This window comes from Streptomyces sp. NPDC048337, assembly GCF_043201175.1.
Lineage (GTDB): Bacteria > Actinomycetota > Actinomycetes > Streptomycetales > Streptomycetaceae > Streptomyces.
Genome location: NZ_JBICYR010000018.1, coordinates 74,006 through 87,985 on the forward strand (window position 1 = coordinate 74,006; position 13,980 = coordinate 87,985).

Below are 13,980 nucleotides of genomic sequence, written 5' to 3' on the forward strand. Positions count from 1 at the left end.
ACTTCATGGTGGTTCTCCCGTAACACTGCCACGCCCGTCTTCATTCCAAGACACCTGTCCCGATACGTGAGACGATTTCGTCCCAGTACGCGGGCATTGAGGCCCAAGGGTCCCGGTCTCCCGCCCCGCGCCGGTCGGTGAACCAGATGGTCCCGGCGCCCTGCCAGCGGGCGATCCGCAGGGACTCCTCCAGGTGGGTGCGGGGCACTCCGTGGACGAGGTGGCAGAACCGCTCCGCCGGGTGGTCGGCGGTCCACTCCGCCACCTGCGACCAGCGGTAGTCGGCCCAGGCCCCGGAGAAGGTGACCAGCTGGTCGGCCACCTCCACGTAGCCCTCGTACGGGTGGGTGCCGTGCCCGAGGACGATCCGGATGTCCTCGCCGAGGCCGCGCAGGGTGTCCGCGACCCGGCGCACCGAGGCCAGTTCCGCCTTGTCCGCCGGGGCGCCGGCGAGGTAGAAGCCGCCCACCCCGTACCAGTCGCGGAAGCGGTGGGCGTCGGAGATCAGCTCTCCGAAGGTCCGTTCACCGTCTCGCATCGCGAGATGCCCGAGGAGGCGGGGGCCCGCGCCGCTGACCGCGCGCAGCTTCGCGGCGGCCTCCGTGCAGTGCGGGTCGGGTCGCGCGCCCGGGCCGTCCGTGACATTGAGCACGGCCCAGTGCAGCGGGGTGCCGGGGCGGGTCAGCTCGGCCCACTCCACGGGGGCGAGCAGCGGGTGCGCGTAGCCGGGGATGCCGAGGCCGAGGCGGCCGGCCTCCGTCGTGGCGGCCGCCGCGGGCCCCGGCGGGGTGGTCAGATACGGCACGCCGCCTCCATCCAGATGTCCGCGAGGGACTCCTCCAGGTTGATCCGGGGCCGCCAGCCGAGGCGGTCGCGGGCGGTGCGGACATCGGCCTGCTGCCAGGCCCCGCAGCCGTCGGGGTACGGGTACTGCGGCGGGGCCGCGGCGGCGAGCTGCTCGGCCGTCGCCTCGGAGCGGGGGGATCCGATGGCGGCGAGCCCGGCCGGCCGGCCGGGGTGCCCGTGGCCCTGCTGCGGTCCGCCGTGCGGGACGTCCAGCTCGTGCAGGGCGCCCCCGTATCCGGCGACCCGGGCCAGGACGGCGGCCGCGTCGCGCAGCCGGACCGCGCGGCCGGTGCCGATGTTGACGACGCCCTGGGCGGCGGAGAGGGAGGCGGCGTGCACGGCCCGCGCCACGTCCCGCACGTCCACGAAGTCGCGCTGCACGCCGAGCCCGCTCAGCTTGAGCTCCCCGTCGCCGGACTGCATCGCGCGGCGCATGGCCTCGGCGAGCCGGCCGAGCGGGGATCCGGCCGGGGTGCCGGGGCCGACGGGCGAGAAGACCCGCAGGACGACGGCGTCCAGCCCGGAGCCGAGCACCAGCTCGGTGGCGGCCAGCTTGCTGACTCCGTACGGCCCGCCGGGTCTCGGGACGGCGTCCTCGGCCGTGGAGGAGCCGGGCTGGCTGGGCCCGTACTCGGCGGCGCAGCCGAGCTGGACGAGGCGGGCCCCGCACCCGCTGCGGCGCAGCGATTCGCAGATGGTGGCGACGGCGACGGTGTTGTGCCGGGTCAGTTCCCGGGCCCCGCCGCGGGTGGCGCCCGCGCAGTTGATGACGACGCCCGGGTGGACGGCGTCGAGGAACCGGGTCAGCGCGCCGGGGCTGCCGGTGGCGAGGTCGAAGCGGACGTCGGCGTCGTCGCCGCGGCCGAGCGCGGTGAGCTGGACGGCGGGGTCGGCGAGCAGCCGGTCGGCGACGTAGCGGCCGAGGTATCCGTTGGCTCCGATCAGCAGCACCCTCATCGCGTGGCCCCTTGGTTGGTTGGCTGGCCGGTCATCTTCGGTTTCTCCTTGCGGGTGGATGGACGGGGCCGCGCATGGGCGGATGCGCGGGACAGCGCGAGGACGGCGTGTACGAGGAGTCCCGCCGCGGCGGCGGGCGCCGCCGCGGGGACCGGGACCAGGGCGAGGGCCAGGGCGGCGGCGACGGGCCCGCGGTGTGCGCCGTGGCGGAGCAGGAGCCGGGTCAGGAAGAGCACCAGGGCGAGCGGAACGGCGGCGGTGAGCGGTGCTCCGGCGAGCGCGGCCGCCCCGGCGGCGGCCGCGGTCAAGGCGGCGACGGCCGCCAGCAGCAGGGGCCGGGCCCGGTCGGCGAAGTCCTCCAGGGCGCGGCTCGCGGCGAGCCGGGCCCCGGCGCGGGCGGCGAAGGCGGCGGCGAGCAGGTGCCCGGGCGCGACGGCCAGGGCGAGGCCGACGCCGAGGGCGGGGCCGTGCCGGTGCGCGGCCCAGCCGGTGGCGGCCGCGGCGAGCAGGTGCGCGGCGTAGGGGAACCGCCCTCCGGAGGCCCGCCCGGGCCATACGAGGGCGGCGACGGTGACGGCCACGGCGGCGGTCCCGGCCCACGGCAGCCCGGCGGCGGCCGCCCCGAAGGCGAGGGCGCCGGGCAGCAGGGCGTAGCCGAAGCCGCGGAACGCGGAGGCCCGTGCCGGTGGCTGCGCGGCGGCGGGGGCCTCCCCTCGCGGGGTACGGGCGTACATCTCCTCGGCGAGCGAGAACACGTCCCGGTGCCGGAACCGCGCGGCGGTCCGGTCGGTGATCCCGTGCGCCTCCAGCCCGGCGGCGATCTCCAACGGGTCGACGGCGCGCTCGCACAACTCCCGGTGCCGGTGCAGCAGCGCCTTGACGGGATCGCCCTTGCCGCGCCGCCTCGCCTGCGGCGTCGCTTCGCCGGGGGCAACTGCAGCCTCGCCCGGGGGTACCTCCCTGGGGGTCCCCCCGGACGGAGTCTGGGGGAGGTAGCTGGGGGAGTTCGAGGCGGACGTAGTGGTCATGGGGTCGCCTCCGGGACGGGGGCCCAGGTGGGGGTGGTCCAGTGGCCGGGGACCCGGGCCTCAGGGGGTTGGGCGAAGGGGATCTCCCCGTCCGGCCGGGCGGATCCGCGGGCCAGCAGCCGCAGGTAGATCTCCTGGAAGGCGGCCACGTTCTGCTCGACGGTGAACAGCTCCAGGGCGCGGGCCCGTGCGGCGGCCCCCAGCCGCTGGGCGCGCTCGGGGTCGCCCAGCAGGGAGAGGCAGGCCTCGGCGAGGGCCCGCGGGTTCCGCGGCGGAACCACCAGCCCCGTGCCCCCGATGACCTCGCACACCGCGCCGACGTCCGTGGACACGGTGGCCCGGCCGCAGAACATCGCCTCGGCCAGGGTGATCGGGAACCCCTCGATCACGGAGGAGAGCACGACGACCCGCCCGGCCCCGTACGCCTCCGCCGAGGACGGCGCCTCGGGCCCGCCGATCTCCTCGAAGGTGACCGGGTTCTCCCCGACCGTGACGGCGTCGGCGGCCTCGTCGGGGAACAGCTGCGCCGCCAGGGACCTGCAGTCGGCGAGGTAGCCGGGCGCCACCGCCGTGGCGAAGATCCGCAGCCGCGCGTTCGGCGCGGCCCTGCGCACGTCCGCGAAGGCGTGCAGCAGGGCGATCAGGTCCTTGGCGGGCTCTATCCGGCCGACCCACACGAGCGTGTCGGGGTCCCCGCAGTCCGCGGCCTCCCCGACGCCGGCGAATCGGTCCGCCTCCATCCCGGGGTAGACCGTCCGCACCCGCTCCCGGGCGGCCCCGCACCGCTCCTGCCAGCGCCGCGCGTGCGCGTTGCCCGGGGTCAGCAGGTCGGCCCGGTCGTAGATCTCCCCGGCGAGCCGGATGTGGAAGGCCGCGAGGAGGGCCCGTACGGCCGGCCGCGCGTCGGGCCGGTGGTCCAGGTAGTGGGCCCGCAGCTGGACCCCGTACTCGGTGACCAGCAGCGGGACTCCGAAGAAGCGTTTGGCCAGCAGTCCGGGGAGCGCGGCGACCCCGCCCGCGGCCGCGTGGCAGATGTCGGCGGCGCCGAGCCGGTCGGGCTCCTCGTACCAGTCCAGCGACAACGGCCGCAGCATGGTTTCCAGTTCGTCCACGAACTCCAGCAGGTCCGGCACCTGCGCCGCCTGTACGGCCCGGCCCGCGCCGGGCGCCCGGCAGCCGGACTCCAGCAGCCGCACGGCGGACTCGGAGCGCAGGGCCGCGTACAGCCCGCCCTGGTCGCGGGCGAGTTCGGCGAGCCCGTAGAGCCCGGAGGCGAAGGATCCGGGCTCGCCGGCGCAGATCCCGTGGACCAGTTCCCCGAAGCAGTCGGCGAACCGCCGGCGTTCACGCCGGGAGTACGTCCGCCCGTCGTCGGCCGGGGCCCACAGGGGAGCGGTCCGGACCCGGATGACGTGCTCGGGCAGCGGGACCCGTGCGCGTTCCTGCTCGGCGCTGCGGCTCAGCGCGTAGAGCTCGAACTCGTGCTGCGGGAGCCCGCGTACGAGCCGGTCGCACCACAGCCTCGCCTCTCCCGTGGCAAACGGATAACCACCTTCCGTGAGTAGTCCGATCCGCACGAGTGGCACCCCCGATCTCCCGTTCAGGGCGGTCGCCGTCGGTCCGGCGACCCGCCGCGGAAGAACTCAAGCGGATATGCCGAAGGCGCGACGGACGGTTGTCCGTCGCGCCACTGGAAGGGGTGAAGAGTCGTAACTTTCCCGTACGGTTCGCGTTCGAGCACGCTAAGAAGGCGTTACGCGAAAACCTCCTGCCGGGACGTGCGGCGCTCCGCGGCCAGTGCGGGGTCCGGCACCGGTACGGCGGCCAGCAGCTGCCGGGTGTACGGGTGGGCCGGACGGTCGTAGACCTCGTCCACGGGACCCTCCTCCACGATCTCGCCGCCGCGCATGACGGCGACGCGGTCGCTGACCTGCCGGACCACCGCCAGGTCGTGCGCGATGAAGACCAGCGCGATGCCGAGCTCCCGCTGGAGCTCCGCCAGCAGGGCCGTGACCTGCGCCTGCGTGGTCACGTCGAGGGCGGACACCGGCTCGTCGCAGACGATGAGCCGGGGGCGGGGCGCGAGCGCCCGCGCGATCCCGACCCGCTGGCGCTGGCCTCCGCTGAACTCGTGCGGGTAGCGGTCGCAGTGCCCGGCCTCCAGCCCGACGCGGACCAGCAGCTCCCCGACCCGGGCCCGGACGGCGGCCTCGTCCCGTTCCCCGGCGGCGCGCAGCGGGTCGGCGATGGACTCGCCGATGGAGCGGCGCGGATTGAGGGAGGAGACGGGGTCCTGGAACACCATCTGCGCCCCGTGTCCGATCCCGACCACCTCGACACCGTCGTGCCGCACCGACGCCGTCCGTCAACTACCGGGGAACACCCAGGGGTTGGGCTTGCACTGGATGCCGTCGATGTCGAGTGACTTGGTCTGCTGCTGCATGATCGGGGCGAGCGCGCCGGGTGTGCGGCAGCTGACGTGGCCGTGGCCGAGGCGGTGGCCGACCTCGTGGTTGATGAGCATCTGGCGGTAGGCGAACATCTGGTCCGGGCCGTAGGTGGCCGAGCCCTGGGCCCAGCGGAACGCGTTGATCATCACGCGGTCGGTGGACGCGGAGTCGCAGGACACGTTGTCGATGGTGGTGTCGAGGCCGGACTTGGCGCACCAGGCCCCGGTGGTCCCCGGGCTGGCGAGGGTGATCACGAATTCGGCCTCGCCGCCCGGCACCCGCTCGAAGGTCTTCGTCCCGCCGTGGCCCCAGCTGCGGTCGTCGTTGAGGGTGCGGTGGACGGCCTCGGCGAAGAGCTGCGGGTCCAGTCCCAGGCCCTGCTCGACGTCGACCCGGTAGCGCACGACCTTCCCCTTGCCGGGGGCCTTCGCCACGCCCGGCACGGTGTCGAAGGTGCCGGGCCCGGTGAGCTTCTCGTCGATCGGCAGCTGCTGGGCCATCTTCTGTTCGTACGTCAGCTCCGGCGCGGGCGCCGACGAGGGCGCCGACGCCGCCGGAGCCGGGGCGGACCCGACGGGCGCGGCCGCGCCGTCGGGGCGGTGGTCGGCGGGGTCGGCGGCCCGGCCGTCGCCCTTGGCGGCGAGGGTGCCCTGCCGGTCGGCGTCCCCTTCGGAGACCACGTGGACGGCGACCACGACGGCGAGGACGGTGGTGACGGCCGCGGCGGCCATGCCGGTGTACGTGCGGACCTTCAGGCCGCGTCCCGAGCCGGGGTGCTGCGCCGCGGGCGGGGCGGCGTCGGCCGGCTTGCGCGGCCCGGGCACGCGGCGGTGCGAGCCGGTGGAGGTGACGGCGTCGGGCGCGGGCTCGGCGGCCCGCGGCGGCGCTGTGTACGCCGGCGGGTCCAGCGTGACCTGCGGGAAGCCCACCGCGGGGGTGCCGAAGGCGGGGGTGTCGCTGTCCAGGACGGTGGCGGCCGGGGGCGCGCTGCGGGTGCGCGGAGCTCCGCGCCAGTCCCCGTAGACGGCGTCGGCGCCGGTCCCCCAGGCGCCGCCGCGCTCGTACTGCTGGGGGTGGCCGCCGGGGACGGGCGGGTCGTGGGGCACGTAGCCCTGGTGGGTGACGGTGGGTTCCGGCCAGGCCCGGACGCGCGGTTCGCCGTACTTCTCGTAGGGCTCGTACGGCTGGTACGGCTCGTAGGGCTCGTACGGGAGGGGGTCGGGCTCCACCGGTGCGGGCGCCGCGGCAGGGGCGGGGGCCTTGCGACTATGTCGTCCCACGGTCCTCAGCCCTTGCCGTCTTCGGTATCTCGGAGCAGCTCCCGGAAGGCGGCGGCCACCACCTCGGGGTACTCCATCATCGCCACGTGCCCCGCCTCGGGCAGGGTCAGCAGCCGCGAACCCCGGAAGGCCGCGGCGGCCTTGCGCGCCATACGGTAGGAGACGAGCTGGTCCCTGCCACCGTAGACGAGCAGGGTCGGCGCGAGCACACGCTGTGCCTGGCGCCACAGTCCGTGCTGCCCGCCCAGGGTGTAGGCGTCGACGATGCCGCGCGAGGAGCGGGTCATGGCGTCCCAGAAGTACGGCAGGGCCATCCGCCGCTCCATCTCCTCCACGGCGTGGCGGAAGCCCTCCGGTGTCACCCGGGAGGGGTCTCCGTAGCAGAGGTCCGTCACTCCCCTGGTGCGCTCTTCGGCGCTCAGGCCGCGCGTCAGCCGGCCGAAGAGCGCCGCCACGCCCGGTACGGCGAGCAGCGCGGTCGGCACGGCCGACTTCTGCACGCGCAGCTCGGGCAGGGCGGGCGAGATCAGCGTCAGGGTGCGTACGAGGTCGGGGCGGACGGCGGCGACGCGCGTGGAGACGGCGCCGCCGAGGGAGTTCCCGAACAGGTGGACCGGGCCGCGCCCGGCGGCGTCGAGGTGCCGGATGACGGCACGCGCGAAGGCGGTGACGGAGTAGTCCCGGTCGGCGGGCGGCGGGGACCAGCCGAAGCCGGGCAGGTCGACGGCCTCGCCGTCGACGGTGTCCGTGAGGCGCGCCATGAGGTCGGACCAGTTCTGCGAGGAACCGCCGAGTCCGTGGACGAACAGCGCCGGCGGCAGGTCGGTGCGGACCGGCGGGCGCACGCGGACGGCGAGTTCCAGCCCGGGCAGCGCGGCGGTGCGCACCTGCTCCCCGTCGGCCACCCGAACGGCTCCCACCAGGGAGGACGGTTCGGCGGTGGACCGTACACCCGGCAGCTCGGTCGAAGACATGCGGGCAATGTTACGAGACGATCACGTCGGTCTTCTTGTGTTCGCGGTCACAGACGCATACGGATCCATATAGCGGGGTATCCGCGATCCTCCTAGGCTCATAGTGAGCACAAGGAAGCGAGGGGAGCGGAATGACTGTCGACCCCGCGGAGCCGGATACCTTCCGGGAGCCGTTTCCCGAGATCATCGACCCCGAGGCGCCGGAGGCGGACCTGGCGGAGCAGCAGACCGAGGTGGGCCCGTCGCAGGAGGACGACCGGGTCACCGGTGTGGAGCGCGGCGAGGCCAATGACGGTGACGCGGCCGAGCAGGCCCGGGTGGTGCCGATGGACGAGGACGACTACCGCTGACCAGCGCCTCCGACCGGTCCGTACCGCGAGAAAACTCGGCTTGAACCCTACAGATTCGGTTACCGAAAAGTACGATGGCGGCGCGGCGCAGAGCGCACTGTGTTCTTAGAGAAAGTGGGAGGCGGCGTGACAGCCATCGAGCAGACCGAGGCAGCGCGTCCGCGGGGCACGCGACTGCCGCGCCGAGCCCGGCGCAACCAGCTGCTGGGCGCGGCCCAGGAGGTTTTCGTCGCGCAGGGTTACCACGCGGCGGCGATGGACGACATCGCCGAGCGTGCCGGTGTGAGCAAGCCGGTGCTGTACCAGCACTTCCCCGGCAAGCTCGACCTCTACCTGGCCCTGCTGGACCAGCACTGCGAGTCGCTGCTGCTGGCCGTGCGGACCGCGCTCGCGTCGACGACGGACAACAAGCTGCGCGTGGCCGCGACGATGGACGCCTACTTCGCGTACGTGGAGGACGAGGGCGGCGCCTTCCGGCTGGTCTTCGAGTCCGACCTGACGAACGAGCCGACGGTGCGCGAGCGCGTCGACCGCGTCTCGCTCCAGTGCGCCGAGGCCATCTCGGACGTCATCGCGGAGGACACGGGCCTGTCCAAGGACGAGTCGATGCTCCTCGCCGTGGGGCTGGGCGGTGTCTCGCAGGTCGTGGCGCGCTACTGGCTGTCCAGCGAGAGCCCGGTGGCCCGGGACACGGCGGTCGGCCTGCTGACCTCGCTCGCCTGGCGCGGTATCGCGGGCTTCCCGCTGCACGGCAGCGAGGGCTGAGCGTCCCGGTCGCTGTTCGCTGCGAGCGTGTCCGCTCCGCGCGGTTCCCGTCCCCTCTCCGGGCTAATGTGGAGCGCGTACGGCGCGGCTGATCGCGCGAACCGGATCGTCGGAGGGACAAAGCCGTGGAGGTCAAGATCGGCGTGCAGCACGCACCCCGGGAGATCGTGCTGGAGAGCGACCTGAGCGCGGAGGAGCTGGAGAGCATCGTCACCGCCGCCCTTTCGGGTACGTCGCCGTTGCTGAGCCTCACCGACAACAAGGGCCGCAAGGTCCTGGTGCCGTCCGACCGCCTGTCCTACGTGGACCTGGGCGAGCCGAGCGTGCGCAAGGTCGGCTTCGGCGCGCTCTGACGCGGTGGCACCGAGGTGCCGAGAACTGCGAGAAGCGGCCTGGTGGTTCCATCCACCAGGCCGTTTCTCTTTCTTCCGCTTCGGGTAGGACCGCAGTGACCAGGTTTGCCCTGACGTATGGGAGGGACCCCATGCTGCTGATGGAGGCGCTCGGCTCTGCCCTGCTGGGCCTCGCTCTTTCCGCGACAGCCGCGCGAGTGCTCGCACGCAGGCTGCCCTCGGTGAGAGTGGTGCTGGTCAGCGGGGTGCTGGGGGCGTTGTTCGGGGCGTATCTGATGCATTTCGCGCTCGGCCCCGAGCACAACACCCTCACCGCGACCCTGCTCGGCGCCGTGCTGGTGTCGGCGGTGGTCGTGTCGCTGCTGCTCCGGCCGGCCTCAGGGCCCCGCAGGCCTTCCCACAGGACTCCGTTTTCGGTCCCGTCGCGGGGCTGATCCACAAGACACCCACTAGACGCGAACGGCCCCCGAGCGCGTGATCGCGCACCGGGGGCCGGCGTATGTCCGCGTCAGGCGGCGAGGCCGAGGGCCGCCATGCGCTTGGTGTGCGCCTTGGTGATGCGGGTGAACATCTCGCCTACGGCCGCCAGGTCGAAGCCGGCCGCCATCCCGTCCACGCCGCCGACCAGCATGGTGGAGAGCGCGTCGCGTTCGGCGACCACGCGCTGGGCCTGCGAGAGGGCCTCGCCCATCAGCCGGCGCGCCCACAGCGCGAGGCGGCCGCCGACGCGCGGGTCGGCCTCGATCGCGGCGCGCACCTTCTCGACGGCGAAGTTGCCGTGGCCGGTGTCGTCGAGCACGCCGAGGACGAGCGCGCGGGTGTCGGTGTCCAGGTGGCTGGCGACCTCGCGGTAGAAGTCGCTGGCGATCGAGTCGCCGACGTACGCCTTGACCAGGCCCTCCAGCCAGTCCGACGGCGCGGTCTGGCGGTGGAAGTCGTCGACGCCCTTGGCGAAGGGCTCCATGGCGGCCGTGGGCTCGGCGTCGATCGCGGCGAGCCGGTCGCGCAGCCGCTCGAAGTGGTGGAATTCGGCGGAGGCCATGGCGGCGAGCTCGGCCTTGTCGTCGAGGGTGGGCGCGAGCTTCGCGTCCTCGGCGAGGCGCTCGAACGCCGCGAGCTCTCCGTACGCGAGCGCGCCGAGCAGGTCCACGACGGCGGCACGGTACTGCGGCGAGGCGGAGGCCGTCGCCCAGTCCTGGGCGGCGATGCCCGCGGCTTCGGCGGGGGTGCTGTCGTCGGCGGGCGAGGCGTTTTCAACGGTCGACATGCACCGCACAATAGCCCGCCGGAAGGGGCAGTAAGTCACCCCGTCGGGTCGCTGTCAGTCCACCTAAACACGCCTGGACGGTGAATTCGCCCGACACGCCTGCGCGATTCCGGGGTACAGTGGTAATGCGCCTGCCGAATACTCGGCGGGCCATCCGAATGAGGATGCCCGGTCGGTGGCCCGATCGGCTCCAACCGACCGCCCTCGGTGTGGTGCGTACGTTCATGCGTACCGCCTCTTACGAGGGGCCCCCTCAGCGGCAGATGCGCTTGAGCGAAGGCTAGTGGTCCCGCGCAGCTTCGTACGTGGCAGTACTGCAAGCACGGCACGGTACGACCCCCCTCGCCGCCTCGCGCCGCGTCTCACAGAAGAGGCAGCACCCTGACTACGTTCCGAGACCTCGGGATCTTTCCCGAGACGGCCGAGGCCCTTGAGGCCGTCGGCATCGTGTCCCCCTTCCCGATCCAGGAGATGACCCTCCCCGTCGCCCTTTCCGGCACGGACGTCATCGGCCAGGCCAAGACCGGAACCGGCAAGACGCTCGGTTTCGGCCTTCCGCTGCTGGAGCGGGTCGTCGTTCCCGCGGACGTCGAGGCGGGCCGGGCCAAGCCCGAGCAGCTGACCGACTCCCCGCAGGCCCTCGTGGTGGTTCCGACCCGCGAGCTGTGCACCCAGGTCACCAACGACCTGCTGACCGCTGGCAAGGTCCGCAACGTCCGCGTCCTCGCCATATACGGCGGCCGCGCGTACGAGCCCCAGGTCGAGGCGCTCAAGAAGGGCGTCGACGTGATCGTCGGCACCCCGGGCCGCCTGCTCGACCTCGCCGGGCAGAAGAAGCTCGACCTGTCGCGCGTCAGGGCGCTCGTCCTGGACGAGGCCGACGAGATGCTCGACCTGGGCTTCCTGCCCGACGTCGAGAAGATCATCAACTACCTGCCGCCGAAGCGTCAGACCATGCTGTTCTCGGCGACCATGCCGGGCGCGGTCATCGGCCTGGCCCGCCGGTACATGTCGCAGCCGACGCACATCCGCGCCGTCTCCGAGGACGGCGAGGGCGCGACCGTCGCCAACATCGCGCAGCACGTCTTCCGCGCGCACAACATGGACAAGCCGGAGCTCGTCTCCCGCATCCTGCAGGCCGAGGGCCGCGGCCTGGCCATGATCTTCTGCCGCACGAAGCGCACGGCGGCCGACATCGCCGAGCAGCTGGAGAAGCGCGGCTTCGCCTCGGGCGCCGTCCACGGCGACCTGGGCCAGGGCGCCCGCGAGCAGGCCCTGCGCGCGTTCCGCAACGGCAAGGTCGACGTGCTGGTGTGCACCGACGTCGCCGCGCGCGGTATCGATGTCGAGGGTGTCACCCACGTCATCAACTACCAGACGCCGGAGGACGAGAAGACCTTCCTGCACCGTGTGGGCCGTACCGGCCGCGCGGGCAACAAGGGCACCGCCGTCACCCTGGTCGACTGGGACGACATCCCGCGCTGGCAGCTGATCAACAAGGCGCTGGAGCTGGACTTCCACGACCCGGTCGAGACGTACTCCACGTCCCCGCACCTGTTCGAGCAGCTGAACATCCCGGCCGGCACCAAGGGCATCCTGCCGCGCGCCGAGCGCACGCGGGCCGGCCTGAAGGCCGAGGAGCTCGAGGACCTGGGCGAGACCGGCGGCCGCGGTGGCCGCGGCGGACGCGGTCCTGCCGCCGCCGTGGTGACGGAGGAGCGTCCGGCCCGTACGCGGACCCCGCGCCAGCGTCGCCGTACCCGCGGTGGTGCCGAGGTGGGCGCCGAGACCGCGGCCGTGGCCCCGGTGTCGGAGGCCCCCGAGGCTCCCGCCGCCCCGGCCGCCGACGAGCCGCGCAGGCCGCGCCGCCGCCGCACCCGGGTGGGCGCGGTACCGGCCCAGGCCGCCCCGGCCGCTCCGGTGGTCGAGGCCGCCCCGGCCGCCGAGGCCCCGGTCGCCGAGGCCCCGGTCGCCGAGGCCCCCGCCGCGGAGGCCCCGGTCAAGGCGCGCCGCACGCGGACCCGCAAGGCCGCCCCGGCCGCCCCCGAGCCCGACTTCCAGATGGCCCCGCTGGTCGAGCCGGTCAGGGCCCCCCGCCGGCCGGTCCGCAAGGTCGAGACGGCTCCCGAGCCGGACTTCCAGATGGCCCCGCCCGTCGAGCCCGTCAGGGCCCGTCGCACCCGCAAGGCGGCCCCGGCCGCCGCGGTGACCCCGGTCGCCGAGGCCGCGCCGGTCGCCGAGGAGGCGCCCGCCAAGCCGAAGCGCACCCGTACGCGCAAGGTCGCGGAGGCCGCCCCGGCCGTCGCCGAGGCCGCCGCGGTGGCGGAGGAGGCTCCGGCCAAGCCGAAGCGCACCCGCAAGGCCGCGCAGGCCGCCCCGGCCGTCGCCGAGGCCGCCGCCATGGCCGAGGAGGCCCCGGCCAAGCCGAAGCGCACCCGCACCCGCAAGGCCGCGGCCGCGCCGGAGGCGTAAAGCACCGGCGCCGATGGCCCCGGTCCCCTTCCGAGGGGGCCGGGGCCATCGGCGTACCCGGGGGCCTCCGGTCGCGTTCCGGGGGAGGCTGTGTGCTCCCGTACGGGCCGGTAACCTCGGGCCCATGAGCAAGCCGCCGCGCCTCACCCTGCCAGCCGCCGCCCGCGCGTACCGCCTCTCGACCGCCCGCGGCGACTTCGCCGTGCACGAGGCGGGCGAGCCCGTCCGCGGGACCGCGCTGCTGGTTCCCGGCTTCACGGGCAGCAAGGAGGACTTCATCGCCCTCCTGGAACCCCTCTCCGCCGCCGGCTACCGGGTGGTCGCCGTCGACGGGCGCGGCCAGTACGAGACGCCCGGCCCGCGCGAGGAGTCGGCGTACACCCTGGAGGAGCTGGCACTGGACGTGCTGGCGCAGGCCGCCGCGCTGGGCGGGGGCCCGCTGCACCTGGTCGGCCACTCGCTCGGCGGGCTCATCTCGCGCGCCGCCGTGCTGCGCGATCCCGCCCCCTTCGCCTCCCTCACCCTGCTGAGCAGCGGGCCGGCCACGATCTCCGAGGAGCAGCAGGCCCGTACGAAGCTGCTGGTCGGCGCGCTGGAGGCGATGGGGGACGACATGCCGGGCATCTGGGCTCTGATGCGGGCCCAGGACCCTGAGGACGCCGTCGCGGACTCCCCCGAGCTGGCTCGGTTCCTGCGCGCCCGGTGGGTGGCCACGGTCCCCGAGCAGCTGATCGGCACCGGCCGGGTGCTGATCTCCGAGCCCGACCGGGTGGACGACCTGGCGGCGGTCCCGCTGCCGAAGCTGGTGATGTCCGGCGAGGTCGACTACGCCTGGCCGGTCCCGCTGATGGACGACATGGCTCGCCGGCTGGGCGCCGAGCGGGTCGTCGTACCGTCCTCCGAACACTCCCCCAATGCGGAGAATCCGCAGGTCACGGCGGGTGCGCTGGTCGCGTTCTGGGCCTCCTGCACCCACTAGTACTTAGCGAATGAAAAAATTTCCTTAGCGTAGGGAATGTTTGCCTCATACACTTCGTTGAACCAGTGCAAGGAGAACACTGACGAAGGGAGAAGCCCCGTGCGCTTCGAGATTCTGCGCCTGGACGACGTCGACGGATCCGCCGTGGACAGCACCGTCGTGGACGCGGCCTCCGTCAACCGGATCGTGCAGCAGGCGGCCGCCATCGGCCAGCGCATTCTGATCCGACCGGCCGAGAGTGCGTCCTCCTGACGATTCA

14 protein-coding genes and 1 pseudogene are annotated in these 13,980 nt (G+C 73.8%); 7 read left to right on the plus strand and 8 right to left on the minus strand.

The window, feature by feature from the left end; all coding sequences use genetic code 11:
- Positions 1-40: 40 nt before the first annotated feature.
- The 7 genes and pseudogenes from ACGFYU_RS26175 to ACGFYU_RS26205 form a co-directional block, all read right to left on the minus strand.
- Entirely contained in the window at positions 41-805 is a 765-nt protein-coding gene (locus tag ACGFYU_RS26175) for a spherulation-specific family 4 protein (RefSeq protein ID WP_393829755.1), read from the minus strand.
- Entirely contained in the window at positions 793-1,803 is a 1,011-nt protein-coding gene (locus ACGFYU_RS26180) for an NAD-dependent epimerase/dehydratase (RefSeq protein ID WP_393829756.1), read from the minus strand. The genes ACGFYU_RS26175 and ACGFYU_RS26180 overlap by 13 nt, the downstream gene beginning before the upstream one ends.
- Positions 1,800-2,831: a hypothetical protein gene (locus ACGFYU_RS26185; protein ID WP_393829757.1), complete on the minus strand. Its 1,032-nt coding sequence runs from the start codon at positions 2,829-2,831 to the stop codon at positions 1,800-1,802. Before ACGFYU_RS26185 ends, ACGFYU_RS26180 begins: the two co-directional genes overlap by 4 nt.
- Complete coding sequence (locus tag ACGFYU_RS26190) at positions 2,828-4,408, minus strand: DUF3492 domain-containing protein (protein ID WP_393829758.1); 1,581 nt, start codon at positions 4,406-4,408, stop codon at positions 2,828-2,830. The genes ACGFYU_RS26185 and ACGFYU_RS26190 overlap by 4 nt, the downstream gene beginning before the upstream one ends.
- A gap of 176 nt (positions 4,409-4,584) precedes the next feature.
- Positions 4,585-5,142, minus strand: a pseudogene (locus tag ACGFYU_RS26195) (ATP-binding cassette domain-containing protein); the annotation flags it as partial.
- A gap of 54 nt (positions 5,143-5,196) precedes the next feature.
- The gene (locus ACGFYU_RS26200; protein ID WP_393829759.1) at positions 5,197-6,561 is read right to left on the minus strand and encodes a DUF3152 domain-containing protein; all 1,365 of its coding nucleotides are present in this window, start codon (positions 6,559-6,561) and stop codon (positions 5,197-5,199) included.
- A gap of 5 nt (positions 6,562-6,566) precedes the next feature.
- Positions 6,567-7,535: an alpha/beta fold hydrolase gene (locus tag ACGFYU_RS26205; RefSeq protein ID WP_393829760.1), complete on the minus strand. Its 969-nt coding sequence runs from the start codon at positions 7,533-7,535 to the stop codon at positions 6,567-6,569.
- 131 nt (positions 7,536-7,666) lie between these two features.
- On the opposite strand from ACGFYU_RS26205, the gene ACGFYU_RS26210 reads away from it, so the two are divergent.
- The 4 genes from ACGFYU_RS26210 (at position 7,667) to ACGFYU_RS26225 (ending at position 9,437) form a co-directional block, all read left to right on the plus strand.
- Complete coding sequence (locus ACGFYU_RS26210) at positions 7,667-7,885, plus strand: hypothetical protein (protein ID WP_393829761.1); 219 nt, start codon at positions 7,667-7,669, stop codon at positions 7,883-7,885.
- A 126-nt stretch (positions 7,886-8,011) separates the two neighbouring features.
- Positions 8,012-8,650 carry a TetR/AcrR family transcriptional regulator gene (locus tag ACGFYU_RS26215; protein ID WP_393829762.1) on the plus strand — a complete coding sequence of 213 codons (639 nt, stop codon included), beginning with the start codon at positions 8,012-8,014 and terminating at the stop codon, positions 8,648-8,650.
- 125 nt (positions 8,651-8,775) lie between these two features.
- A complete protein-coding gene (locus ACGFYU_RS26220; protein ID WP_393829763.1) occupies positions 8,776-9,003 on the plus strand; it encodes a DUF3107 domain-containing protein in 228 nt (75 codons plus the stop codon).
- Between the two features lie 134 nt (positions 9,004-9,137).
- The gene (locus tag ACGFYU_RS26225; RefSeq protein ID WP_393829853.1) at positions 9,138-9,437 is read left to right on the plus strand and encodes a hypothetical protein; all 300 of its coding nucleotides are present in this window, start codon (positions 9,138-9,140) and stop codon (positions 9,435-9,437) included.
- A 74-nt stretch (positions 9,438-9,511) separates the two neighbouring features.
- On the opposite strand, the gene ACGFYU_RS26230 is transcribed toward ACGFYU_RS26225, so the two are convergent.
- On the minus strand, positions 9,512-10,270 hold the full coding sequence (locus ACGFYU_RS26230) for a ferritin-like fold-containing protein (protein WP_393829764.1): 759 nt from the start codon (positions 10,268-10,270) through the stop codon (positions 9,512-9,514).
- 447 nt (positions 10,271-10,717) lie between these two features.
- Between ACGFYU_RS26230 and ACGFYU_RS26235 the strand changes: the two genes are divergently transcribed.
- The 3 genes from ACGFYU_RS26235 (at position 10,718) to ACGFYU_RS26245 (ending at position 13,973) form a co-directional block, all read left to right on the plus strand.
- Positions 10,718-12,742 (plus strand): DEAD/DEAH box helicase, encoded by a 2,025-nt coding sequence (locus ACGFYU_RS26235; RefSeq protein ID WP_393829765.1) that lies wholly within the window; start codon positions 10,718-10,720, stop codon positions 12,740-12,742.
- A gap of 124 nt (positions 12,743-12,866) precedes the next feature.
- Entirely contained in the window at positions 12,867-13,721 is an 855-nt protein-coding gene (locus ACGFYU_RS26240; RefSeq protein ID WP_393829766.1) for an alpha/beta fold hydrolase, read from the plus strand.
- A gap of 99 nt (positions 13,722-13,820) precedes the next feature.
- Entirely contained in the window at positions 13,821-13,973 is a 153-nt protein-coding gene (locus ACGFYU_RS26245) for a hypothetical protein (RefSeq protein WP_164495937.1), read from the plus strand.
- Positions 13,974-13,980 lie beyond the last annotated feature (7 nt).

What these genes read in the sequence shown, in the direction of transcription:
- ACGFYU_RS26240 (WP_393829766.1), top strand. Translation starts at nt 12,867, where the DNA reads ATGAGCAAGCCGCCGCGCCTCACCCTGCCAGCCGCCGCCCGCGCGTAC.
- ACGFYU_RS26185 (WP_393829757.1), bottom strand. Translation starts at nt 2,831, where the DNA reads ATGACCACTACGTCCGCCTCGAACTCCCCCAGCTACCTCCCCCAGACT.
- ACGFYU_RS26210 (WP_393829761.1), top strand. Translation starts at nt 7,667, where the DNA reads ATGACTGTCGACCCCGCGGAGCCGGATACCTTCCGGGAGCCGTTTCCC.
- ACGFYU_RS26230 (WP_393829764.1), bottom strand. Translation starts at nt 10,270, where the DNA reads ATGTCGACCGTTGAAAACGCCTCGCCCGCCGACGACAGCACCCCCGCC.
- ACGFYU_RS26180 (WP_393829756.1), bottom strand. Translation starts at nt 1,803, where the DNA reads ATGAGGGTGCTGCTGATCGGAGCCAACGGATACCTCGGCCGCTACGTC.
- ACGFYU_RS26205 (WP_393829760.1), bottom strand. Translation starts at nt 7,535, where the DNA reads ATGTCTTCGACCGAGCTGCCGGGTGTACGGTCCACCGCCGAACCGTCC.